Genomic DNA, 23,600 nt, shown 5'->3' with positions numbered 1-23,600 from the left:
GAAATGCTGATTAAGACACAAACAGTGGACGGCGCCGCGATCAAGAGAGCGATCGAAGGCCGCGACGGCAAGATGCTATCGAGCTTCTACAACGATGATGCGGTCGTGCGGGTGATCGACCGCAACAATCCGCCGAGCAAGCCGCGCGAGATCCGCGGGCGTGCGGCCATCAGCACTTTCTGGGACGACATCTGCAGCCGGGCGATGATCCACAAGGTCGATACCACCATCGCCGAGGGCGACAGCCTCGCCTTCACCCAGGCCTGCGCCTATCCGGACGGCACGAAGGTGTTCTGCGCGGCGATGCTGGAGCTGAAGAACGGCCGCATCTCACGGCAGACGGTCGTGCAGGCCTGGGACGAGTAGGTCAAGAGCGGACTTTATCTGCGAAACAGAGAGGAGAACCAAGATGTTCAGCGCCAGATGGCAGATCGACGCCAGGTTCGGTCACAAGCAGACCGCGCTCGAGCTGATGCGGAAATGGGAGCGCGAGATCGGCTCGCAGGTCGGGCTCGCCGACCTGAAGTTCCAGCTCATGACCGGTTCTGTCGGCGCGCGCGAAGCGACGATCGAGGCCCATCATCAGGTCGAAAGCCTGGCCCAGTTGGAGGCGTTCTTCGCCAAGATCGCCAAGATCGACGCGCACGCCAAATGGGGCAAGGAGCTGGAGCCCTATGTCGTGTCGGGCACCAGCCTGTGGAATATCTACCGCATCGTTGAGTAGTGGTCTGCATTCTTCTGGGGAGAAGATGCCGGCATGCAGATGAGGGGCGGAGCCAGGTTCCGCAAAGTTGGCGCTGTCCCTCATTCGGCCCTTCGGGCGCGCTATCCGTGCGCGACCATCACGTGGCGAACGGCGGTGTAGTCTTCCAGCGCGTAGAGCGACATGTCCTTGCCGTAGCCTGACTGTTTCAGGCCGCCATGCGGCATCTCGTTGGTCAGCATGAAGTGCGTGTTGATCCAGGTGCAGCCATATTGCAGACGGGCGGCGGTCGCCATGGCGCGCGCGACGTCCTTGGTCCACACCGATGAGGCAAGGCCGTAGTCGCTGTCATTCGCCCAGTTCACCGCCTCGTCGACATCCGAGAAGCGGGTGATCGAGACGACCGGGCCGAACACCTCGCGGCGCACGATCTCGTCTTCCTGCAGCGCCCCGGCGACCACCGTCGGCTGGTAGTAGAAGCCTGAGCCCTCGCCCGGCTTGCCGCCGGTGGTGATCTCGATGTGCTTCAGTTCGGAAGCGCGCTCGACGAAGCTCGACACGCGGTCGCGCTGGCGGCGCGAGATCAGCGGGCCGATCTCGTTCTCGGTGTCGTCCGGCTGGTTGTATTTGATCGTCGAGACCGCCGAGGAGAGATCGGCGACCAGCCTGTCGTAGATCTTCTTGCCGGCATAGATGCGGCAGGCGGCAGTGCAATCCTGGCCGGCATTGTAATAGCCGAAGGCGCGCAACCCGTTGACCACGGCGCCGAGATCGGCGTCGTCGAAGACGATGACCGGCGCCTTGCCGCCGAGCTCCAGATGCGTGCGCTTGACCGATTTGGCGGCCGCCTGCAGCACCTTCTTGCCGGTGGCGACATCGCCGGTGATCGAGATCATGTTGACCTTGGGGTGGTTGATCAGCGTGTTGCCGACGCTGTCGCCGCGGCCGAGCACGACGTTGACCACGCCCTCGGGCAGGATTTCGGCGAGGATCTTCGCCAGCTTGAGCGATGTCAGCGGCGTCTGTTCCGATGGTTTGAAGACGACCGTGTTGCCGCCGCCGATCGCAGGCGCCAGCTTCCAGGCCATCATCATCAGCGGATAGTTCCAGGGCGCGATCGAAGCGACGATGCCGATAGGGTCACGGCGCACCATCGAGGTGTGGCCGGCAATATATTCGCCGGCCACCTGGCCGGGCATTGAGCGCACCGCACCGGCAAAGAAGCGGTAGCAGTCGACGATCGCCGGGATCTCGTCATTGAGCACGGCATTGATCGGCTTGCCGCAATTCAGCGCCTCGAGCGCCGCGAACTCGTTGGCTTCCGCCTCGATGCGGTCGGCGATCTTGAGCAGATAGCCGGAGCGCTGCGCCGGCGTGGTGCGCGACCAGGTGACGAACGCCTGTTCGGCGGCACTGACGGCCGCCTCGATCTGGGCCGGGCTTGCTTCCGGCAGGTTGAGGATGGTTGCCCCGGTCTTTGGATTAAGGATCGGCTCCTCGGTTTCGGTGCCCTTCTCGAATTTCGAGCCGATGAGCATCTGGGTGTCCATTGGGTTTCTCCCTGATTAGGAGCGAATAGGGAGTAGCGAATAGCGAACAGGGAGATCGACAGCTGAACCCTATTGGCTACTCGCTATTCGCTACTCGCTGTTTCATTTTCCACTCCCCGCGATCTGGTCGCCGTCGCGGGTCAGGTAATAGGCAAGCAAGATCGGCAGCAGCGTCACCAGCACGACGACCATGGCAACGACATTGGTGACCGGGCGCTGGCGCGGACGGATCAGCTCCTCCAGCATCCAGATCGGCACGGTCTGCTGCTGGCCGGCGGTGAAGGTGGTGACGATGACCTCGTCGAAGGACAGCGCGAAGGCGAGCATGCCGCCGGCGAGCAGGGCGGTCGCAATGTTGGGCAGCACGACATGCCGAAAAGTCTGGAAACCGTCGGCGCCGAGATCCATCGAGGCCTCGATCATCGATCCCGAGGTGCGGCGGAAGCGAGCGACGGCGTTGTTGTAGACGACGACCACGCAGAAGGTGGCGTGGCCAAGCACGATCGTCCAGAACGAGAACGGGATATCGGCCAGCGAAAAGGCCGAGCGCAGCGCGATGCCGGTGATGATGCCGGGCAGAGCGATCGGCAGGATGACCAGCAGCGAGATGGCCTCGCGGCCGAAGAAGCGCGTCTGTGAGACGGCGGCGGCGCAGAGCGTGCCGAGCACCAGCGCGATGGCGGTGGAGATGGCGGCGACGCGGACCGACAGCGACAACGCCTCCCAGACGTCCGGGCGGTTCCAGGTGACGGCGAACCACTGCGTGGTGAGGCCCGGCGGCGGCCAGACGAAGCTCTTCTCTTCGGTCGTGAAGGCGTAAACGAAGATCAACAGGATCGGCAGGTGCAGGAAGAGCAGACCGCAGGCTGCGGCGATCTTCAGGCCGAGCGGAGCACGTTGGCCACGGTCAGAGCGCATCGAAAGCCCCCATGCGCTTGGCACCCCAGAGGTAGAAGCCCATGATGACGATGGGCACGACGGTGAAGGCTGCCGCGAGCGGAATGTTGCCGGCGGTGCCCTGCTGCGAATAGACGGCCTGGCCGATGAAGAGGCGCGAGGTGCCGATGATCTGGGGGATGATGTAGTCGCCCAAGGTCAGAGAAAAGGTGAAGATCGAACCGGCGACGATGCCGGGCAGCGCCAGCGGGAACAGCACGTTGCGGAAGGTCTGCCCGGGCGAGGCGCCGAGATCGGACGAGGCCTCGACCAGGTTGCCGGGCACGCGCTCCAGCGCGGCCTGAACGGGGAGGATCATGAAGGGCAGCCAGACATAGACGAAGACGATGAAGGTGCCGGTGAAAGAGACCGACAGCGAGTTGCCGCCGACGATCGGCAGCGACAGCCAGGCGTCGAGCAGCCAGAGCAGGTTCAGCTTGGCCAGCAGCCAGGTGAGGATGCCTTCCTTGGCGAGGATCAGCTTCCAGGCGTAGATCTTGACCAGGTAGCTCGACCACAGCGGCAGCATGACGCCAAGATAGAACAGCGCCTTCCAGCGGCCGCGCGCGTATCGCGCCGCGTAATAGGCGATGGGGAACGCGATGATCGCGGAGGCAAGCGTGACCAGCGCCGCCATCGTCACCGTGCGCAGGATGATGTCGAGGTTGGCGGCCTGCAGCAGATCGCCATAGGTCTTCAGCGTGAACTCGCGGTTGATGAGGCCGGAGAACTCGTCGATCGAGAAGAAGCTCTGCGCCAGCAGGGCAAAGAGCGAGCCGATATAGACGATGCCGAGCCACAAAAGCGGCGGGGCGAGCATCAGGGTGAGCAGGAATTTCGGGCGGCGCCAGAAGAGGTCGGAAAGCGCGCCGCGCATGCCGCCGCTGCCGGGCAGGATGGCGGGGGTGGGGTCGGATTGAACAGCGGCGATGGTCATGGCGCCACCGTGTTTTCGCGGGGATTACCCGAAAGGCCTCGTTCCTTCGCGCCCCCCTCTGGCCTGCCGGCCATCTCCCCCACAAGGGGGGAGATCAGCCGTCGCCTGCGATTTCGCCAGTCACCAACGTCGGAGCACCGAAACTGCCAATCTCCCCCCCAGTGGGGGAGATGGCCGGCAGGCCAGAGGGGGGCGCCGTAGAGCGCCTCGCCTGCTCGACTGGCCACCATCTCAAGCGCGATCACGCCGTCTCGTCCATCAAATGCAGGCTGTCGCGGTTGAAGGTCAGCATCACCGCCTCACCTTCGGCCGGCAGCGATGTTCCCGCCGGCACCACCGCGTGCAGCCTCAACCCCTCGGCATCGAGCGCCAGCCTCGTCGTGGCGCCGAGATAATTGGTGCCGACCAGGCGCGCGGCGACGCCGTCGCCACTGGTCGCGCTTGATACGCGGATGGACTCCGGGCGCAGGCTTCCCCAGCGATGCTGGCCGGAATAGCGCTGGACGAAATCCGGCGGCAGCACGTTGGACGAGCCGACGAAATCGGCGACGAAGCGCGTGTTCGGCCGCTGGTAGATATCTTCCGGCGTGCCGACCTGCATGATCCTGCCGTCGTTGAAGACGGCGACGCGGTCGGCCATGGAGAGCGCCTCGCCTTGGTCGTGGGTGACGAAGACGAAGGTGATGCCGAGCGCCTTCTGCAGCGACTTCAATTCCTCCTGCATGTTCTCGCGCAGCTTGAGGTCGAGCGCGCCGAGCGGCTCGTCGAGCAGCAGCACCTTGGGCTGGTTGACCAGCGCGCGGGCGAGCGCGACGCGCTGGCGCTGGCCGCCGGAAAGCTGGCCTGGGCGGCGCGCGCCATACCCCGGCAGGCGCACCAGCGACAGAGCTTCTTCCGCCGCCTTCAGCCGCTCGGCCTTGCCGACGCCCTTGACCATCAGGCCGTAGGCGACGTTGTCGAGCACGTTCAAATGCGGGAACAGGGCATAGTCCTGGAAGACGGTGTTGACGTTGCGGCGATAGGGCGGAACGCCTTCGGCGCGCTCGCCGAAGATGAAGATCGAGCCCGCCGTCGGCTGTTCGAAGCCGGCGATCAGGCGCAGACACGTCGTCTTGCCGGACCCGGACGGCCCCAGCATGGCGAAGAACTCGCCCGGCGCGATCTCCAGATCGACCGCGTCGACCGCGCGCACGCTGCCGAAATGGCGTGAGACTTGTTTGAAGGAAACGGCAGAGGTCATGGGCCTGTTCGTTTCGTTGCCGGTTTAGAGAGAACGCACCACGCCTACCTCCCCCTCGATGGGGGAGGTCGCGGCGAAGCCGCGGGTGGGGGTGACTGGGGCGAACCTATCAGACTGCCCCCACCCCGACGCTCAAGCGTCGACCCTCCCCACAGAGGGGGAGGGTAAAGAGCGTTACCGCCCGCCGATAACGCCGATATAATCCGACACCCAGCGGTAATAGGGCACGCACTGGTCGTTCTGGCTGGCGCATTTCGACACCGGCGTCTTCCAGAACTTGATCTTGTCGAAATTGTCGTAGCCGTTGGTCTTGCAGCCTTCGTCGCCGAGCAGCTCATTGCCCTTGCAGGCGGCGGGCACGACCGGCAGCGAGCCGAACCAGGCCGAAACGTCGCCCTGGACCTTCGGCGAGAGCGAATGCTCAAGCCACATATAGGCGCAGTTCGGATGGGCGGCGTCGGCTTCCATCATGGTGGTGTCAGCCCAGCCGGTGACGCCTTCTTCCGGCACGGTCGAGGCGACCGGCTTCTTGGCGGCGACCAGCGTGTTGACCTGATAGGGCCAGGAGCCGGACGCGACCACGCCCTCGTTCTGGAAGTCGTCGACCTGGATCGCGGCATCGTGCCAGTAGCGGCCGACCAGCGTGCGCTGCGTGCGCAACAGATCGAGCGCCGCCTTGTACTGATCTTCGTTGAGCTCGTATGGGTCCTTGATGCCAAGCTCCGGCTTGTGGAACATCAAATAGTTGGCGGCATCCGCGATGTGGATCGGGCCGTCATAGGCCTGGACACGGCCCTTGTTCGACTTGCCGTCGGGCAGCTTCATTTCCTCGAAGACGACGTTCCAGCTCTTGGGCGCTTCCTTGAAGACATCGGTGTTGTACATCAGGATGTTCGGGCCCCACTGGTAGGGAACGCCGTAATGCACCTTGTCGACGGTGAACCAGGGCGCATCCTTCAAGCGGTCGTCGACTGTCTTCCAGCTCTTGATGAGATCGGTGTTGATCGGCTGCACGCGCTTGCCGGCGACGAGGCGCAGCGATGCATCGCCCGAAGCGGTGACCAGGTCGAAACCGCCCTCGTTCATCAGCGAGACCATCTCGTCCGAGGTGTTGGCGGTCTTGACGTTGACCTTGCAGCCGCTTTCCTTCTCGAAAGCCGTCACCCAGTCATAGCCCTTGTCGGTCTCGCCGCGCTCGATGTAGCCCGGCCAGGCGACGATGTTGACCTCGCCCTCGCCCTTGCCGAGTTCCTTGACCTGGGCCATGGCCTGACCGGAAAAAGTCAGCGCGACAGTCAGCGCCGTGCACGACTTCAGGAATGTATTCATCATCGATCTCCCATTTTGGCGCATGACCCCGAAACCAGTTCGGCTTTCGGAAAGGATCATGCGCAAACTGCAAAGGGTCGGAGCTTCATGCTCCGACGGCAGCGCTCTCAGGGCGCGGCTTTGTTCCCTGAGCGAAAGGTGCTGTGAAAAATCCGGTTTCGCAAATTCATTTATCAGAAAGCCGATATCGGTTTTTCCGATATCAAAATACCTTCAGGCCAACGCCGTGACCAGCCAGCACGCGGCAATGAAATGAGCCTCCCGTCCGCCACGAAAGGCTTGAATGCAGCAGGCAAGGCCGCGGTGATTTTTTCGGCCGTCGCCTGGTCAGCTTCCCGCAACGCAGCGCCGATCGGCCCTAGCCGGGTGGCATATGTCATTAGATGGCTTTCGGCGATCTGACACGGGACGTCCGCCTGTTCGACCTTGACTGACGACCAGCCGCTCGCCTCAAGAATCCGCCTCACCCTGGCGCCGTCGGCAAAGGCAAACTGTCCCGGCGCATCGGGGTCCGGCGCGGGCGCCTGCGGCAGGAAGGGCGCGGCCGCTCGCGCGGCGGTCGTCATGAAATCATTCTCGCGCGGACCGCGCCAAGCGACAAAGGCAAGTTTGCCGCCGCGCCTTGCTGCCTGCCTTATGTTGGTGAACGCCGCCACGGGATCGTCGAAGAACATGACGCCAAAGCGCGAGACAGCGGCATCGAAGCGCCCGGTGGCGAACGCATATGCCTGGGCATCGCCGACTTCGAAACTTGCGTTTGCCACTTCTTCCACCCGCGCGCGCTCCCTGGCCAGGGCGACCAGCGGCCGCGAGATGTCGAGCCCGACACATCGGCCGCCATTGCCGACGCGGCGCGCCATCGCCAGGGTCGTGGCGCCGGCGCCGCAGCCGATGTCCAGGACGTTGCCTCCCTTTCCGGGATAGCCGGCATCCACCACCAGGCTTGCGAACGGCGCCAGCATGCCGTCGAGGATGGGCTGCATGTCGACCCAGGCCTTTCCGCTGGCGTCGTTCCAAAGAGCGGCTTGCTGTGTGTTCGGCTGCGCGGATTGCGGCATGGCGGACCTCGCTTTCAGTTGCCCTTATCGATCGCTGTGGGCACTCTACGAGTTCAAGCCGACCGTTTCACACTTTTCCTGGAATTGCTTCAGCGGCGCACCATGCGTTGCGACTGGGCGAGGCCGATGAAGTCGCGCGCGGCCTGCGGCAGGCCGGAGCCGCGGCGCCAGACGGTGCCGACCTGGACCACCGGCAGCGAGCCGGAAATGTCGCGCGATTCGATGCGGTCGCCTTCCAGAGACCAGGGCCGGTAGACGAGGTCGGGCAGCAGCGCCACGCCGGCGCCGGTGGCGACCAGGCTGCGCACCGCTTCCACCGAACGCGTGCGGAAGGCGACATGGGGTCTCGCACCGATCGCCGACAGCAGCTTGCCGGTGTTCTCCTCGATCTCGTCGACGGTAAGCATGATCAACGGCTCGGACGCGATGTCGCCGATCGAGATGATGTCGGCGCTGGCGAGCCTGTGGCTGAGCGGGATCCACAGCCGGTAGGCCGAGACTTCCAGGATTTCCGACTGCAGCGCCGTGCGGTCGCGCAGGTTGGACGTGACCATGACGGCAATGTCGAGCTTGCCGCCGACCAGAAGGTGCTCAAGATAGTCGCCATTGTCCTCGATGGCGGAGACCTCGACGCCGGGATAGGCGCGACGGTAGCGGGCGAGCAAATCCGACAGAACATAGCCGGCGACCAGCGAGGTGACGCCGAGCTGCAGGCGGCCGCCGGCGACAGCCTGCTCGCTGGAGAAAGAACGGCGCGCATCCGAGACATCGGCCAGTATCTTGGTCGCATGGCGCAGGAACTGGTGGCCTTTGTGGGTGATGTTCAAGCCGCGCGGATGGCGCTCGAATAGCTCGACGCCGAGATCGCTCTCCAGCTCCTTGATTGCCTCGGTGACCGAGGACTGCGAGATCGACAGATTCTGCGCGGCGCCCGAGACGGTGCCCTGCTCGGCGACGGCGACGAAGAACTGGAGCTGGCGGATTGTGAAAGCCATGGCCGGACTAAACACCGGCGCGCGCGGGAAGGAAAGCAGGCTTTGTCCGCGGCGGCTAGGCCGCCGCGATGCTGAGCCGCGCTCCGGCCCGGCTCAGCGCGGCGGCTATGTCGGGCGGCGGCGGCTGGTCGGTTGCGAGTTCGGAAAAGCCGTCGAAGCCGCACACCCTGACCAACCCCTGGCGGCCGAACTTGGTGTGGTCGGTGACGACCAGCGAGCGCTGGCCGCGCGACAGCACCATGCGGGCGAACTCCGCCTCCTCCAGCTCGTAGTCGGTCAGGCCGGCGTCGGCGTCGACCGCGCCGATCGAGATCACCGCATGATCGACCGAAAAGCGGCTGACGAACTCGATCGCCGAAATGCCGAAAGCAGCACCCGAATCGCTGCGCAACTCGCCGCCGGCCATATAGACCTTGTTGCCGTTCACCGTCGCCAGCGTGCGGGCGATGTCGGAGGAATTGGTGACCACCGTCAGCCGGCGGTGGCCGAGCAGCTCGCGCGCGAGGAAGGATGTGGTCGTGCCGGTGTCGAGCATGATCGCCTCGCCATCCCGGATCGTGGCCGCGACCATCCTGGCGATCAGGCGCTTGGCGTCGGCATTCTCGCGCATGCGCCGCTCGAACGGCGCCTCGCCCGCCATCGAGGCAAGGCCGACGGCGCCGTGCATCTTCAGCACCGACCCCTCATCGGCGAGCGGCTTGACGTCGCGTCGCACCGTTTCCTGCGAGACGCCGAGACGTTCGGCAAGGCTGGCTATGCTGATCGTGCCCTCCTCGTTGAGGAGCCGCAGGATTTCGCCATGCCGTTTCGAATGGATCATGTGGAATGCCCGGCATTTTGACCGAATTTAAGGCTTTGACAACGCTTTGAAAGGAGTTGCTTATATTTTCGGGCAAAACACCCAAAAAAAGTCACAGCTTTTGATTGACAGCTCTGCCAACACCGCATGAGAGTGGTTGTAAGTGACAGGGCTCGGAACTGCTACGGGAGGGTGATGGCAGAGCCGCAACCTGGTGAACAGATCGTCTGGAACCAGTCAGGCGTGAGCTTTTATCGAATCCGCGGGGGCGGATGCCGGGATCCTGAACCTGGCCAAGGGGCTCGTCGGTGCGGTGCGGGATACCGATCCTGGCGTCTCGCACCGACGAGGCTTTTTTGTTTTGTCCCATCGTCATTTTCCGTGGGACCGGTTGAGGCCGGAGCGCAGCCGTGAGCGCCGAAGACCGCATCCGCGCCTTGCCGTGCTGGAACGGCAGCATCGAGATCGAGCCGTTGCCGGGCGGCCTCAGCAACGCCAATTTTGTCGTCACGGATGCCGCGGGGCGGCATGTCGTGCGCTTCGGCCAGGACTTTCCGTTCCACCACGTCTTCCGCGAGCGCGAGGTGATGACGGCACGGGCCGCGCATGCCGCTGGATTCGCGCCAGCCGTGCATTATGCCGAGCCCGGCATCCTGGTGACGGCGTTTCTCGGGGCGAAGACCTTTCTCGCCGAGGATGTGCGGGCCAATCTGGGCCGCGTGGCGGCGCTGCTGCGCGGCTTCCATCGCGAGATGCCGAACCATGTCTCCGGCGCCGGCTTCATGTTCTGGGTGTTCCACGTCATCCGCGACTATGCGCGCACGCTGGACGAAGGCGGCAGCCGCAAGAAGGATCAGTTGCCGCGCTACCTTTCGCTGGCCGACGAGCTAGAGCGGGCGCAAAAACTGCTGCCGATCGTCTTCGGCCACAACGATCTTTTGCCGGCCAATATCCTGGACGACGGCAAGCGGCTGTGGCTGATCGATTTCGAATATGCCGGCTTCAACACGGCGATGTTCGATCTCGCGGGCGCCGCCTCCAACGCCGGCCTGAGCGATGAGGAGTCCTTCGCCTTCCTGACCGCCTATTTCATGAAGGAGCCGGACAGCGAGATCCGCCGCTCGCATGCCGCCATGCAATGCGCCTCGCTGTTGCGCGAAGCGATGTGGAGCATGGTCTCCGAGCTTTATCTCGACGCGCCCGGCATCGACTATGTCGCCTATACCGAGGAAAACCTCGTCCGGCTCGACGCGGCGCTGGACAACTACCGGACGAAATACGGGACCAAGCCATGACCTTGCCCAGCCATGCCGAAATCGTCGTCATCGGCGGCGGCATCATCGGCTGTTCCACCGCCTATCATCTGGCGCGCGACCACAAGGCGGACGTGGTGCTGCTCGAGCAGGGCAAGCTGACCTCGGGCTCGACCTGGCACGCCGCCGGCCTGGTCGGGCAGTTGCGCTCGTCGGCCTCGATCACGCGCGTGCTCAAATATTCGGTCGAGCTCTACAAGGGCCTCGAGGCCGAGACCGGCCTGGCGACCGGCTGGAAGATGACCGGCTGCCTGCGGCTGGCGACGAACACCGACCGCTGGACCGAGTTCAAGCGGCTGGCGACCACGGCCAAAAGCTTCGGCATGGACATGCAGTTGCTTTCGCCGGCGGAAGTGAAGCGCATGTGGCCGCTGATGGAAACGGGCGACCTGGTCGGCGCCTCGTGGCTGCCGACCGACGGGCAGGCAAGCCCCTCCGACATCGCCCAGTCGCTCGCCAAGGGCGCGCGCATGCATGGCGCGAAACTGTTCGAGGACGTGCGCGTCACCGGCTTTACGATGAAGGACGGCCGCATCACGGCGGTGAAGACCTCGAAGGGCGACATCGCCTGCGACAAGGTGGTGAACTGCGCCGGGCAGTGGGCAAGGCAGGTCGGCGCGATGGCCCGCATCAACGTGCCGCTGCAGCCGGTCAAACACCAGTACATCATCACCGAGAGGATCGAAGGGCTGGCCAACGACGCGCCGACGATCCGCGACCCCGACCGCCGTACCTATTTCAAGGAGGAGGTCGGCGGACTGGTGATGGGCGGCTATGAGCCGAACCCGCAGGCCTGGGCAACTGGGCTTGCCGGCGGCGACGTGCCCAACGACTGGGAGTTCCGCCTGTTCGACGACGATTACGATCATTTCGAACAGCATATGAGCCAGGCGATTGCGCGTGTGCCGGCCCTCACGCATGTCGGCGTCAAGCAGATGATCAACGGGCCGGAAAGCTTCACGCCGGACGGCAACTTCATCCTCGGCGTGGCGCCGGAATGCGCCAACATGTTCGTCGGCGCCGGTTTCAACGCCTTCGGCATCGCGTCGGGCGGCGGCGCCGGGTGGGTGCTGGCGCAATGGGTGGTCGATGGCGAGGCGCCGCTCGACCTGTGGGTGGTCGACATCAGACGTTTCTCCAGCCTGCACCGCGACCGCGACTGGGTCCGCGACCGCACGCTGGAAGCCTATGGCAAGCACTACACGATCGCCTTCCCGCACGAAGAGTATCTCTCGGGCCGGCCGCGCATCGTCTCGCCGCTCTATGAGCGGCTGAAGACGCATCGCGCCGTGTTCGGCTCCAAGCTTGGCTGGGAGCGGCCGAACTGGTTCGCGCCCGATGGCGCGGCCGCCGAGGACGTCTATTCGATGGGCCGCCAGAACTGGTTCGGCCCGGTCGGCGACGAGCACCGGCACGTGCGTGAGAAGGTCGGCATCTTCGACCAGTCCTCCTTCGCCAAATATGAGCTGACCGGCACGGACGCGCTGAAGGCGCTCGACTGGATCTGCGCCAACGACGTCAACAAGCCGGTCGGGCGGCTGACCTACACGCAGCTTCTCAACACGCGCGGCGGCATCGAGGCCGACCTCACCGTGTCGCGGCTGGGCGAGGAGCGGTTCTACATCGTCACCGGCACCGGTTTCCGCACGCATGACCTGTCCTGGATAAGCGACCATATCGGCTCCGGCCTTGATGCCAGGCTGGAGGACGTCACGGAGGAGTACGGCACGCTGTCGCTGATGGGACCGCGCGCCCGCGACGTGCTGTCGGCGGTGACCGATGCCGATGTCTCGAACGCCGCCTTCCCCTTCGGCCATGCGCGCGAGATCGCAATTGCCGGCCACACGGTGAAGGCGCTGCGCGTCACCTATGTCGGCGAGCTCGGCTGGGAGCTGCATGTGCCGATCGCGGCCACCGGCGAGGTCTTCGATGCGCTGATGGCGGCAGGCAAGGCGCACGGCGTTCGGCCCGTCGGCTACCGGGCGCTGGAATCGCTGCGGCTGGAAAAAGGTTATCGCGCCTGGGGTTCCGACATCACGCCGAACGACACGCCGCTGGAGGCGGGACTCGGCTGGGCGGTTAAGCTTCGCAAGAACACCGACTTCGTCGGACGCAAGGCGCTGGAGAAAGCGACCGGTAAGGCGCCGACGAAGCGCTTTGCCGGCTTCACGGTGGACAACCCGGAGGTCGTGCTGGTCGGGCGCGAGACGATCCTGCGCAATGGCGAAGCTGTCGGCTACCTCACAAGCGGTGGCTACGGCTACACGGTGGAGAAGAACATCGGCTACGGCTATGTGCGCAATGCCGACGGCGTCGGCGACGAGTTCCTCGCCTCCGGCGACTACGAGCTGGTCGTGGCGATGGAACGCACGCCGGCAAAGATCCATCTCGAGCCGCTGTATGACCCGGCCGGCGCGAAGATAAAGGCTTGACCGCCGCGCCGGTCAGTTGACGCGCAGCACCAAGCCCCGGCTCGGCACGGTATCGGTTTCGCCGGGCATCGAGGCGTAGGGCCGCGTCTCTTCGAGACGGCTTATCGCGCCGCACGCTTCCAGGCCGGCGATCCGCTCCGCAAAGCCGGCATCCCACAGCGTGTTCTTGACGGTCAGCACGATGACGCCACCTGGACGGCAGATGCGGATCAACTCGTCCAGGCCCTCGACGCCGACATGGCCCGAGGTGAAGACGCCCGCCGAAATGATGCCGGCATAGGCGCCGTCGGCGAAGGGCAGCGTTTCGCCCATCGCCAGGCGATGCAGCGCCGTGTAGACGCCCTTGGCGCCGGCCTTGTCCAGCATGCCTTGCGAGATATCGAGCGCCTCGACCCGCGGATAGCCGGTGATGGCCAGCCATTCACCGATCAGGCCGGTGCCGGCGCCGGCGTCGAGCAAGGGCTCGGCGCCGCGCGGCAGGTGGCGGGCAAGCAGCGCCAGGCAGATCGTCGGATGGCGATAGCCGGCGGCCGACATGTCGGCATCGTAGGTCTCGGACCAGCTGTCATAGATCGCGGCCACTTCCTCAGGCCGCTTCGCCGCATAAGCGGCGCCCAGCGCGCTGTTGTGCTTGCTGTCCGTCATTGCCGCTCCCGACGCCCGATTCTCGTTCAACCGATGATAGCCAAGCCGCTAAAATTGTGGAACCGTCAGAACGACAACAATGGCGTGAAGGGGACACGACATGACCGACGAGCTGCGCTCGGCGCTCGCGGCCGTTCCGGTGCTGGCGGGCTATGAGGGACCGCTGGAGCGCTTAGGCGGCCTGACCAACAGAGTCTACAGGGCGGGTGATGTGTGCCTGCGCATTCCCGGCAAGGGCACGGAGGAATACATCAACCGCGCCAACGAGGCGGTGGCGGCGCGCGAAGCGGCCAAAGCCGGCGTCAGCCCGCAGGTGCTCTATGCCGATCCGGCGTCCGGTGTGATGGCGATGCGCTTCATCGCCGGCGCCGAGACGATGTCGCCCGAAAAATTCAAGGCGCGGCCGGGCAGTCCGGCGCGGGCTGGCGAGGCCTTCCGAAAGCTGCACTCTTCGGGTGCCGTGTTTCCCTTCCGCTTCGAGCTGTTCGCGATGATCGACGACTATCTCAAGGTCCTGTCGACCAAGGGCGTGGCGCTGCCGGCCGGCTATCACGACGTGGTGCGCGAGGCAGGCGTGGTGCGCGCGGCGCTTGCCGCGCACGCCATCCCGCTTGCCGCATGCCATTGCGATCCGCTGTGCGAGAATTTCCTCGATACGGGCGAGCGGATGTGGATCGTCGACTGGGAATATTCCGGCATGAACGATCCGCTGTGGGATCTCGGCGATCTCTCGGTCGAGGGCAGGTTCGATGCCGCCCAGGACGAGGAACTGATGCGCGCTTATTTCGGCGGCGAGGCGCGGCCGGCGGAGCGCGGCCGCGTCGTCATCTACAAGGCGATGTGCGACCTCTTGTGGACGCTGTGGGGCTTGATCCAGCTTGCCAACGACAATCCGGCCGACGATTTCCGTGCCTATGCCGACGGGCGCTTCGCCCGCTGCAAGGCGCTGATGGAGACGGCGGAATTTTCGCGGCATCTGGCGGCTGTACGCCTTGGCTAGAGCCATCCCAACAGGTTACCTGAAAACCCTTTGTATCTCGTTCAATGACCCTGTTTCGTCGGATTTTTTGCAATACCAGATGAGCAGCGCGATGGTGCCGATGGGGAAGAATCCCGCAAGCAGCTGATGCCAGCCGCTTCTGTTGATGTCATGCAGCCGACGCGCGGTCATGGCAAGTGTCGGCAGAAGGACGGCAAGATTCCAAAGCGACGAGACGGCTTCGTTTCCGACAAAGATATCGACTATACCCATAAGAACGGCGACGATGATTATGAAGAGGTAGGAATACCAGAACTCCGAGCGACTGGCCCTGCCGGAAAAGTTCACATAATTTCGGAAAAAGCTTGCAATCGCTTCACCAAAATTCATCGACGGCGGGGTGTCACCGAAACGATTGACGCCGGCTGGCGGCGTCCTCAAGACAAACAACAACGGCAAGCCGATAATGATCAGAACTATCAGCCAATGCCATATCGAGAAACTGCCCATGATTTCCCCCCAATAGCGCAATTTTCCGGGCCATAGATATCCTGCCGGTCTCGCCGAAATCAATCGCAGATTGCACCCGGCAGGCGATTTGCACCCGTAAAATACTTTCGTGAATCGCGTTGGTGCGTTTGACCGTTTCAGCGAAAACGACGAAACGTCCTATCTCTTTGTTTTTAGCGGATTCCGGACGGATGATAACGCGCCTCGAGCGGTGTATCCGTCAAGTTGGCGCAACACGAAAGAAATAAAAAAGCTCACCAAGGATCAATCTCTGGCGCCAGGAATTATTTGTCTGAGGGGTCATGACACGAAGCCGATTGGTGGCGACAGACATTTCCGAAGATCAAAGCAGGAGAGCAGAATGACAAAGTTCGCGCTGTACGTTCCGCTGGAAGCAAAGCCCGGCAAGGAGAAGGAGGTTGCGGACTTCCTGCAGTCGGCGGTTCCTTTGGTGAACGCCGAACCCGGAACGATCTCATGGTATGCGATCCAGGAAGGACCTTCCTCTTTCGCAATATTCGACACATTCGACGACGAAGCGGGACGCGATGCGCATCTCAACGGCAAGGTCGCTGCGGCGTTGATGGAGAAGATCAACGCAGGGGATCTGTTCGCCAAGACACCGGAAATCCATAAATTGGGTATCATCGCGGACAAATCGGCCAAGTGAAGGGTGCGGCCATCTCTCCGGTAGCGACCGCGTGGTTAGCGCTCCCGCACCACGACATTCTGGTCACCCGACGCGTCATTTCGCAGCGATGCGGCAATCCAGCGGCATTTGACGCCAAGCGGAGCGGTCGAAGGCCCGTCTGATCTATGAGTTCACGGCCTAGTTCACGCCCTTCGGCACGTTCTCGGGCGGCACCGCGGTTTCCACCACCTTCTGGCGATGGAAGATGAAGATGCCGGCAAGCACCACGATCGCGGAGCCGGCCAGGATGCGCGGGCTCGGCATATCGCCGAAGAAAACCAGGCCAAAGACAATGGCCCACAGAAGCAGGCTGTAATGCAGCGGCGCCAGCGTCGAGGCCGGCGCCAGCTTCAGTGCCCTTGTGATCATCAAATGGGCCGCGCAGGAAACGATGCCAAGCAACAGCATGGCGCCGAAATCGAGCGCCGACGGCGTGCGCCAGGCGCCGGTGGTCAAAGCGGCGCCGACAATCAGCGTGCCGATCGTCTGCCAGGTTACCAAAGTCGTGTCGCTGGTGCCGCGCAGCAGGCGGCCGAGGATGATGGCGAAGCCGAAGGCGATGCTGCCGACCAGCGCGAAGCCGGAGGACATGGAGAAGGCGGCCGAGGACGGTTTCAAAATGATGAGCACGCCGCAGAAGCCGACCAGGATCGCCAGCCAGCGCCGCCAGCCGACCTTTTCGCCAAGCAAAAGGTGCGACAACGCCGCAACGTAGATCGGCCCGGCCATGTAGAAGCTCATCACGTCGGCCAGCGGCAGGTAGACGACCGCGGCGTAGAAGAGCCCGGTGTCGGTGGTGGTGGCCACGACGCGCAGGAGCTGCAAGAGCGGACGGTCCATGTGGAACAGCTTGCCCGCGCCCTGGTTGGCGATCATCGGCCCCAGCACGATGAAGGCGCCAATCGAGCGGATCAGCACAACCTGGCCGACCGAGAAGGAAGCGACCAACCATTTGCCCATCGCGTCGTTCAGCGCGAACATGAAGTCGCCGGCCAGCATCAACAGGATGCCGGCGAGCAACATGTTCCTGATCGTGAAATTGCGGGCGATGGTCTGAGCCATGGCGCTCCCTAGCCGCAGGCCGCCGGTTTGACGAGGGAAATCGGTAAGACCAGCGCCGGGAATCAACGTTGGCCGAAGCGCCGGAATTTCGTCATCCACGGGCGGAGCAAGGAGCGAAGCGACGCGCGCAGACCCGAGGATCCATGCCGTGACCTCGCGCAAAGAGCGAAGGCGGCGCAAGACAAAGGTCTTTTGCATCGCTGCGGGGCTTAGAAGTAACGGCATGGATTCTATGGTCTGCGCGTCGCTTCGCTCCTTGCTTCGCCATAGAATGACGAAGTTAGAAGCGTTCCGGCCAATCGCGAACGGTTAATGGTGCTTCGCCCTGGGCGAGGTAAATCGCTGACTTTGGCGATTGGCGGACGCGCGCTGTCAGCCGGGGGTACGTGACCTACGCCGTCTTGTGCCGCCGGTTCACTTGCACCGGACGTCCTGAAATCGACAGCCGCGTTTCCTGCTTCGTCCGCTCGGCCACCACCTTGCCCCTGGCGATGACGCAGAGGCGCTCGGGGCGCAAACGAACGGCCTCGATCGCATTGCCGGCGTCGAGCACGACAAGGCTGGCGCGCTTGCCGACGGCGAGGCCAAGGTGGTCAAGCCCCATGATCGCGGCGTTGACGTTGGTGACCATGTCGAAGCAGCGCGCCATATCGGCCGGGCTCGACATCTGCGCGACATGCAAACCCATGAAGGCGACGTCGAGCATGTCGGCGGTGCCCAGCGAATACCAAGGGTCGAGCACGCAATCCTGGCCCCAGCCGACGCGGATGCCGAGCGACAGCATCTCCTTCACCCTGGTCAGGCCCCGCCGCTTCGGGAAAGTATCATGGCGCCCCTGCAGCATGATGTTGATCAGCGGGTTGGGGATGGCCGAGACACCGGCTTCGGCGATCAGCGGCAGGAGCTTCGAGACGTAGTAATTGTCCATCGAATGCATGGAGGTGAGGTGCGAGCCGGCCACCCTGCCCTGCAGGCCGAGACGCTGCGTTTCGTAAGCGAGCTGCTCGATATGGCGCGACAGCGGATCATCGGTCTCGTCGCAGTGCATATCGACCATCAGGCCGCGTTTCGCCGCGATTTCGCAAAGCTCCGTCACCGAGCGGGTGCCATCGGCCATGGTGCGCTCGAAATGCGGAATGCCGCCGACGATGTCGACGCCCATGTCGAGCGCCCGGATGGTGTTCTTGAGCGCCGTCGGCGAGCGATAGAGGCCGTCCTGCGGAAACGCCACCAGTTGCAGGTCGATATAGGGCGCGACGGTTTTCTTGACGTCGAGCAGGGCTTCCACCGCGAGCAGCCGGTCGTCGCAGACATCGACATGGCTGCGGATGGCGAGCAGGCCCATCGACACGGCCCAGTCGCAATAGGCGAGCGCGCGATCGCGCACGGCCACATGCGTCAGCAGCGGCTTCAGCTCGCCCCAAAGCGCGATGCCCTCGAGCAGCGTGCCAGACGCGTTGATGCGCGGAATGCCGTAGGACAGGGTGGCGTCCATGTGGAAATGCGGATCGACGAAGGGCGGCGAAACAAGGTTGCCGCGCGCGTCGATCTCGGTCGGCGCCGATCCTGTCAGCTTCTGCTCGATCGCGCGGATGGTTTCGCCGGCAATCCCGATATCGGCAATCCTGCCGTCCGGCAGCATGCCGCCGCGCACGATGAGGTCGAAATCCATCTGTCGTTACCCTCTCCAAGTATCGGAACTCAACGTGGCCGAAAAGACAGCCTCGCGCAGCCTTTTCTTTCCCCGGCAGCCGAAAGGTTCCATCGCGCCGCAACTCGCTCTATAAGCCGCCTCGCGCCCTCGTGGCGAATCCGAAATCCTTTACAAGTCAGATACAGGATCGGCCGTTGTTTCGCTTCTTCCGCTCCACAGAGAACCAGCGCCTTGTCGCGAGGCTCGTGAGGGAATCCTTCCAGGAGCACAAATTCGGCTATGGCGCCGCCATCGTGTCGATGCTGGTGGTGGCCGCCATGACCGGCGCCAGCGCCTGGATCCTGCGTGAGATCACCAACGAATTCGTCGTCTTCAAGAGGCTCGACCGCGTCAATTTGATCGCGGCCGGCGTCGCGGGGATCTTCTTGCTCAAGGGCCTCGCCACCTTCGTCCAGGCCTATTTCATGAGCCGCGTCGGCAACGCCATCATCGCCGACCGGCAGCGCAAGATCTACGATCGCATCCTGGAACAAGGCATCGAGTTCTACCACTCGACCTCGTCGGCCGATCTGATCGCCCGCATGACCAACAACGCGCAGGCGGCGCGCAGCGTGCTCGATCTCGTCGTGACGTCCTATGTGCGCGACCTGGTGACGCTGGCCGTGCTGGTCGGCGTCATGATCTGGCAACAGCCGGCGCTGTCGCTGATCTGCTTCGTCGTCGGGCCGGTGGCGATCTACGGCGTCAACCGCATCCTGAAGCGCGTCCGCAACATCGCCGCCATGGAGTTCCGCTCGCTTGGGCAGATCGTTCATGTCATGCAGGAGACGGCGATCGGCGTACGCGTCGTCAAATCCTTCAACCTTGAAGGCGCGATGCGCAAACGCATGTACCAGGCCGTCTCCGACGTCGAGAACCGAGCCAACAACATCGCCACGCTGGAGGCAGCTACCAGCCCGGTGATGGAAACCATTGCCGGCCTGGCAATCGCCGGCGCGGTCTTCATCAGCGGATTCCTGGTGCTGCAGGGCGGGCAGATGCCGGGCAACATCATGGCCTTCATCGCATCGCTGCTGCTCGCCTATGAGCCGGCTAAGCGCCTGGCCCGCGTTCGCATCTCGCTCGAGACCGGGATCGTCGGCGTGCGCATGATGTTCCAGCTCGCCGACCGGCCGCTGACGCTCGCGGAAAAGCCTGGCGCGAGGCCGCTGCAACCCGGACCGGGCGAGATCCGCTTCGACAATGTCAGCTTCGCCTATCCGGAAAGCCCGCCGGTGTTCGAGGGCCTCAACCTGACGCTCGAGGCCGGCAAGATGACGGCGCTGGTCGGGCCGTCGGGCAGCGGCAAGTCGACGATCCTCAACCTGATCATGCGCATGTACGACCCGCAGACCGGCAGGGTGATGTTCGACGGCCAGGACATCTCCTTCGCGACGCTCGATTCGCTCAGGAAGAAGATCGCCTATGTCAGCCAGGACACGTTCCTGTTTGCCGGCACGATCATGCACAATATCCGCCTCGGCCGTGAGGATGCGACCGATGAAGAGGTGATCGCCGCCGCCAAGGCCGCCAATGCGCATGATTTCATCAGCGCCATGGCCAAAGGCTACGAGACGGAGGTCGGCGAGAACGGTTCGCTTTTGTCCGGCGGCCAGCGCCAACGCATCTCGATCGCGCGCGCCATGCTGCGCAATGCCGAGATCCTGCTGCTCGACGAAGCAACCAGCGCGCTCGACGCCGAATCGGAAGCGCTGTTCCGCGACGCGCTGCAGCAGCTGACGGTCGGACGCACGACGATCGTCATCGCGCACCGGCTGTCCACAGTGCACCAGGCCGACACCATCGTGGTGCTGGAAAACGGCAAGGTGCAGGAGAGCGGCCCGCACAAGACCCTGCTCAAGCAGGGCGGGCTGTATCAGAAGCTCTATGAGTATCAGCTGATGCCGTAACGCCGGCGCCCTCCTTCTCCCCTTGCGGGAGAAGGTGGCCGCGAAGCGGCCGGATGAGGGGTGTTCCAGCTTGGCGGCGCCGTTTATCCAGTCGGAATTCGCCAGCGTCTCACTCCGCTGGAACACCCCTCATCCGTCTCGGCGCTGCGCGCCGATCCACCTTCTCCCACAAGGGGAGAAGGAGAAGCGCTCGTTACTCCGGCACCTTCCTGACAGCGCCCTTGTCGGCGCTGGTGGCGAAGGCGGCGTAGGCGCGTAGCGCGGTCGTCACCTTGCGCTTGCGCTTTTCGGCCGGCTTCCAGGCGTCCGGGCCCTTGGCGTTCATCGCCGCGCGGCGCGCTTCGAGCTCGGCATCGCTGACGGCAAGCCGGATGGTGCGGTTGGGAATGTCGATCTCGATCGTGTCGCCTTCCTGGACCAGGCCGATCGCGCCGCCCTCGGCGGCTTCCGGCGAGACGTGGCCGATCGACAGGCCCGACGTGCCGCCGGAGAAGCGGCCGTCGGTGATCAGCGCGCAGGCTTTGCCGAGGCCCTTCGACTTCAGGTAGCTGGTCGGGTAGAGCATCTCCTGCATGCCGGGGCCGCCACGCGGCCCCTCATAGCGGATGACGACGATGTCGCCGGCCTTGATCTCGTTGCCAAGGATCGCCTTGACGGAAGCGTCCTGGCTCTCGAAGACGCGGGCCGGACCGGTGAATTTCAGGATCGACTCGTCGACGCCGGCGGTCTTCACGATGCAGCCGTCGAGCGCCAGATTGCCCTTGAGCACGGCAAGGCCGCCATCCTTGGAGAACGGCGTCTTGGCCGAGCGGATCACGCCCTTCTCGCGGTCGAGGTCGAGCTCGTCCCAGCGGCGGTCCTGGCTGAAGGCGACCTGGGTCGGCACGCCGCCGGGGGCGGCGCGGAAGAAGTCGCGGACATTCTCGGCCGAGCTGCGGGCGATGTCCCAATGGTCGAGCGCCTCGCCGAGCGTAGCGGTATGCACAGTCGGCAGGTCGCGGTTGATCAGGCCCGCCTGGTCGAGCTGGCCGAGGATCGCCATGATGCCGCCGGCGCGGTGGACGTCCTCCATGTGCACGTCGGACTTGGCCGGCGCCACCTTGCAGAGCACCGGCACTTTCCGCGACAGCCGGTCGATGTCTTCCATGGTGAAGTCGACCTCGCCCTCATGGGCGGCGGCGAGGATGTGGAGCACCGTGTTGGTCGAGCCGCCCATGGCGATGTCGAGCGCCATGGCGTTCTCGAAAGCGCCCTTGGATGCGATGCTGCGCGGCAGCGCGCTTTCATCGTCCTGCTCGTAATAGCGCTGGGCGAGATCGACGGCGAGATGGCCGGCCTCGACGAACAGGCGCTTGCGGTCGGCATGGGTGGCCAAGGTCGACCCGTTGCCCGGCAGCGACAGGCCTAGAGCCTCGGTCAGGCAGTTCATCGAATTGGCGGTGAACATGCCCGAGCACGAGCCGCAGGTCGGGCAGGCCGAGCGCTCGATGACCTTGACGTCCTCGTCGGATATCTTGTCGTCGGCGGCAGCGACCATGGCGTCGACGAGGTCGAGCGCCTGCGCCTTCCCGGCCAGCACCACCTTGCCGGCCTCCATCGGGCCGCCGGAGACAAAGACGGTCGGGATGTTGAGGCGCAGCGAGGCCATCAGCATGCCGGGAGTGATCTTGTCGCAATTGGAAATGCAGACCATGGCGTCGGCGCAATGCGCGTTGACCATGTATTCGACCGAGTCGGCGATCAGCTCGCGCGACGGCAGTGAATAGAGCATCCCATCATGGCCCATGGCGATGCCGTCGTCGACGGCGATGGTGTTGAACTCCTTGGCGACGCCGCCGGCCTTCTCTATCTCGCGCGCGACGAGCTGGCCGAGATCCTTCAGGTGCACGTGGCCGGGCACGAATTGAGTGAAGGAATTGACCACCGCGATGATCGGTTTGCCGAAATCACTGTCCTTCATGCCGGTGGCGCGCCACAGGCCGCGGGCGCCGGCCATGTTGCGGCCATGGGTGGTGGTGCGGGAACGATAGGCAGGCATTGCATTGTCCTTGCTGGCTGGCCGCGCCGATGCGCGGCGGGCGGCGCTCAAATTTTGGTCGGCAGCGGTTATAGCGACCATGATCCGGCCTTGCCACAATTTTGCGCTGCGCCAGGATTCTTCAGGAAAATGCGAAATCGCTGTCGGATAGCGCCCTATCGATCCGTCCTTGAGGCAAACGGTTTGAACGGCACAAATCGCCGACTGCCGTTGACGATGTAACAACATAAGTCCGAGGAGCACGATATGCAAAAGATCACCACCTGCCTGTGGTTCGACGGCCAGGCCGAGGAGGCGATGAACCACTACATCTCCATCTTCAAGAACTCGAAGGTGCTGAGCGTTTTGCGCTGGCCCGCGGGTCACCCCGATGAGGGCAAGGTGCTAATGACCACGTTCGAGCTCGACGGCGTGCCGTTCCAGGCGCTCAATGGTGGTCCATACTTCAAGTTCAACGAAGCGATGTCGCAGTCGATCGACTGCAAGACGCAGGAGGAGGTCGACTATTTCTGGGAGAAGCTCACCGAGGGTGGCGAGCCCGGCCAGTGCAGCTGGCTGAAAGATAAATTCGGCGTCTCCTGGCAGGTCGTGCCGGAGCAGTTGCCGAAACTGCTTCTGGATCCGGACAGAGCGAAGGCCGGTCGTGTGATGTCGGCGATGATGCAGATGGGCAAGATCGATATCGCCAAGATCGAGGAAGCGGCGAAGGGGTGAGCGCGACTTTCCCTTCTCCCCTTGTGGGAGAAGCGCAACCATTAGCTTAGGCGGCGTGGTTTGCGG

The 23,600-nt window shown here is 64.0% G+C and carries 21 protein-coding genes; 8 read left to right on the top strand and 13 right to left on the bottom strand.

Annotation, left to right across the window (positions count from 1 at the left end; all coding sequences use genetic code 11):
- Positions 1-3 precede the first annotated feature (3 nt).
- Together E5X34_RS00105 and E5X34_RS00100 are read left to right on the top strand one after the other, a co-directional pair.
- The gene (locus E5X34_RS00105; RefSeq protein ID WP_292559443.1) at positions 4-366 is read left to right on the top strand and encodes a nuclear transport factor 2 family protein; all 363 of its coding nucleotides are present in this window, start codon (positions 4-6) and stop codon (positions 364-366) included.
- A 43-nt stretch (positions 367-409) separates the two neighbouring features.
- Entirely contained in the window at positions 410-724 is a 315-nt protein-coding gene (locus E5X34_RS00100; protein ID WP_127857839.1) for a hypothetical protein, read from the top strand.
- Between the two features lie 101 nt (positions 725-825).
- On the opposite strand, the gene E5X34_RS00095 is transcribed toward E5X34_RS00100, so the two are convergent.
- The 8 genes from E5X34_RS00095 to E5X34_RS00060 all read right to left on the bottom strand — a co-directional run bounded on the left by E5X34_RS00095 (position 826) and on the right by E5X34_RS00060 (position 9,568).
- On the bottom strand, positions 826-2,253 hold the full coding sequence (locus E5X34_RS00095; protein WP_292559440.1) for a gamma-aminobutyraldehyde dehydrogenase: 1,428 nt from the start codon (positions 2,251-2,253) through the stop codon (positions 826-828).
- 102 nt (positions 2,254-2,355) lie between these two features.
- On the bottom strand, positions 2,356-3,171 hold the full coding sequence (locus E5X34_RS00090; RefSeq protein WP_292559437.1) for an ABC transporter permease: 816 nt from the start codon (positions 3,169-3,171) through the stop codon (positions 2,356-2,358).
- On the bottom strand, positions 3,161-4,066 hold the full coding sequence (locus E5X34_RS00085) for an ABC transporter permease (protein ID WP_292560710.1): 906 nt from the start codon (positions 4,064-4,066) through the stop codon (positions 3,161-3,163). The genes E5X34_RS00090 and E5X34_RS00085 overlap by 11 nt, the downstream gene beginning before the upstream one ends.
- A gap of 301 nt (positions 4,067-4,367) precedes the next feature.
- Positions 4,368-5,366: an ABC transporter ATP-binding protein gene (locus tag E5X34_RS00080; RefSeq protein ID WP_292559434.1), complete on the bottom strand. Its 999-nt coding sequence runs from the start codon at positions 5,364-5,366 to the stop codon at positions 4,368-4,370.
- A 174-nt stretch (positions 5,367-5,540) separates the two neighbouring features.
- Complete coding sequence (locus tag E5X34_RS00075) at positions 5,541-6,695, bottom strand: ABC transporter substrate-binding protein (protein ID WP_292559431.1); 1,155 nt, start codon at positions 6,693-6,695, stop codon at positions 5,541-5,543.
- Between the two features lie 173 nt (positions 6,696-6,868).
- Positions 6,869-7,753, bottom strand: coding sequence for a class I SAM-dependent methyltransferase (locus E5X34_RS00070; RefSeq protein ID WP_292559428.1), 885 nt, complete (start codon positions 7,751-7,753; stop codon positions 6,869-6,871).
- 89 nt (positions 7,754-7,842) lie between these two features.
- A complete protein-coding gene (locus E5X34_RS00065; RefSeq protein ID WP_042645783.1) occupies positions 7,843-8,748 on the bottom strand; it encodes a LysR substrate-binding domain-containing protein in 906 nt (301 codons plus the stop codon).
- A 55-nt stretch (positions 8,749-8,803) separates the two neighbouring features.
- On the bottom strand, positions 8,804-9,568 hold the full coding sequence (locus E5X34_RS00060) for a DeoR/GlpR family DNA-binding transcription regulator (RefSeq protein ID WP_292559424.1): 765 nt from the start codon (positions 9,566-9,568) through the stop codon (positions 8,804-8,806).
- 389 nt (positions 9,569-9,957) lie between these two features.
- Between E5X34_RS00060 and E5X34_RS00055 the strand changes: the two genes are divergently transcribed.
- Both E5X34_RS00055 and E5X34_RS00050 read left to right on the top strand, forming a co-directional pair.
- Complete coding sequence (locus E5X34_RS00055; RefSeq protein ID WP_292559422.1) at positions 9,958-10,842, top strand: phosphotransferase family protein; 885 nt, start codon at positions 9,958-9,960, stop codon at positions 10,840-10,842.
- A complete protein-coding gene (locus E5X34_RS00050; RefSeq protein ID WP_292559419.1) occupies positions 10,839-13,292 on the top strand; it encodes an FAD-dependent oxidoreductase in 2,454 nt (817 codons plus the stop codon). Before E5X34_RS00055 ends, E5X34_RS00050 begins: the two co-directional genes overlap by 4 nt.
- A 12-nt stretch (positions 13,293-13,304) precedes the next feature.
- On the opposite strand, the gene E5X34_RS00045 is transcribed toward E5X34_RS00050, so the two are convergent.
- Positions 13,305-13,937 carry a class I SAM-dependent methyltransferase gene (locus E5X34_RS00045; protein WP_292559416.1) on the bottom strand — a complete coding sequence of 211 codons (633 nt, stop codon included), beginning with the start codon at positions 13,935-13,937 and terminating at the stop codon, positions 13,305-13,307.
- A 100-nt stretch (positions 13,938-14,037) separates the two neighbouring features.
- Here E5X34_RS00045 and E5X34_RS00040 point away from each other — a divergent pair, with 100 nt between their 5' ends.
- Entirely contained in the window at positions 14,038-14,937 is a 900-nt protein-coding gene (locus E5X34_RS00040; RefSeq protein ID WP_292559413.1) for a phosphotransferase family protein, read from the top strand.
- Between the two features lie 15 nt (positions 14,938-14,952).
- On the opposite strand, the gene E5X34_RS00035 is transcribed toward E5X34_RS00040, so the two are convergent.
- Positions 14,953-15,426 (bottom strand): DUF805 domain-containing protein, encoded by a 474-nt coding sequence (locus tag E5X34_RS00035; RefSeq protein WP_292559410.1) that lies wholly within the window; start codon positions 15,424-15,426, stop codon positions 14,953-14,955.
- A 361-nt stretch (positions 15,427-15,787) separates the two neighbouring features.
- Here E5X34_RS00035 and E5X34_RS00030 point away from each other — a divergent pair, with 361 nt between their 5' ends.
- The gene (locus tag E5X34_RS00030) at positions 15,788-16,096 is read left to right on the top strand and encodes an antibiotic biosynthesis monooxygenase (protein ID WP_127866429.1); all 309 of its coding nucleotides are present in this window, start codon (positions 15,788-15,790) and stop codon (positions 16,094-16,096) included.
- Positions 16,097-16,255: 159 nt separating this feature from the next.
- On the opposite strand, the gene E5X34_RS00025 is transcribed toward E5X34_RS00030, so the two are convergent.
- Together E5X34_RS00025 and E5X34_RS00020 are read right to left on the bottom strand one after the other, a co-directional pair.
- Positions 16,256-17,179 (bottom strand): DMT family transporter, encoded by a 924-nt coding sequence (locus E5X34_RS00025; RefSeq protein ID WP_292559405.1) that lies wholly within the window; start codon positions 17,177-17,179, stop codon positions 16,256-16,258.
- Positions 17,180-17,570: 391 nt separating this feature from the next.
- Positions 17,571-18,851, bottom strand: a complete 1,281-nt coding sequence (locus E5X34_RS00020; RefSeq protein ID WP_292559402.1) for an amidohydrolase family protein — start codon at positions 18,849-18,851, stop codon at positions 17,571-17,573.
- A 176-nt stretch (positions 18,852-19,027) separates the two neighbouring features.
- On the opposite strand from E5X34_RS00020, the gene E5X34_RS00015 reads away from it, so the two are divergent.
- Positions 19,028-20,782 (top strand): ABC transporter ATP-binding protein, encoded by a 1,755-nt coding sequence (locus tag E5X34_RS00015; protein ID WP_292559399.1) that lies wholly within the window; start codon positions 19,028-19,030, stop codon positions 20,780-20,782.
- A gap of 193 nt (positions 20,783-20,975) precedes the next feature.
- Here the strand turns inward: E5X34_RS00015 and ilvD are convergent, their stop codons facing one another.
- Entirely contained in the window at positions 20,976-22,820 is a 1,845-nt protein-coding gene (gene ilvD, locus E5X34_RS00010; RefSeq protein WP_292559398.1) for a dihydroxy-acid dehydratase, read from the bottom strand.
- 246 nt (positions 22,821-23,066) lie between these two features.
- Between ilvD and E5X34_RS00005 the strand changes: the two genes are divergently transcribed.
- Complete coding sequence (locus E5X34_RS00005) at positions 23,067-23,534, top strand: VOC family protein (protein WP_127303028.1); 468 nt, start codon at positions 23,067-23,069, stop codon at positions 23,532-23,534.
- Positions 23,535-23,600 lie beyond the last annotated feature (66 nt).

The sequence above is a fragment of the Mesorhizobium sp. genome (assembly GCF_004963255.1).
GTDB lineage: Bacteria > Pseudomonadota > Alphaproteobacteria > Rhizobiales > Rhizobiaceae > Mesorhizobium.
The sequence above is the reverse complement of the archived record's forward strand: the minus strand, read 5'-3'. Positions and strand labels throughout refer to the sequence as shown.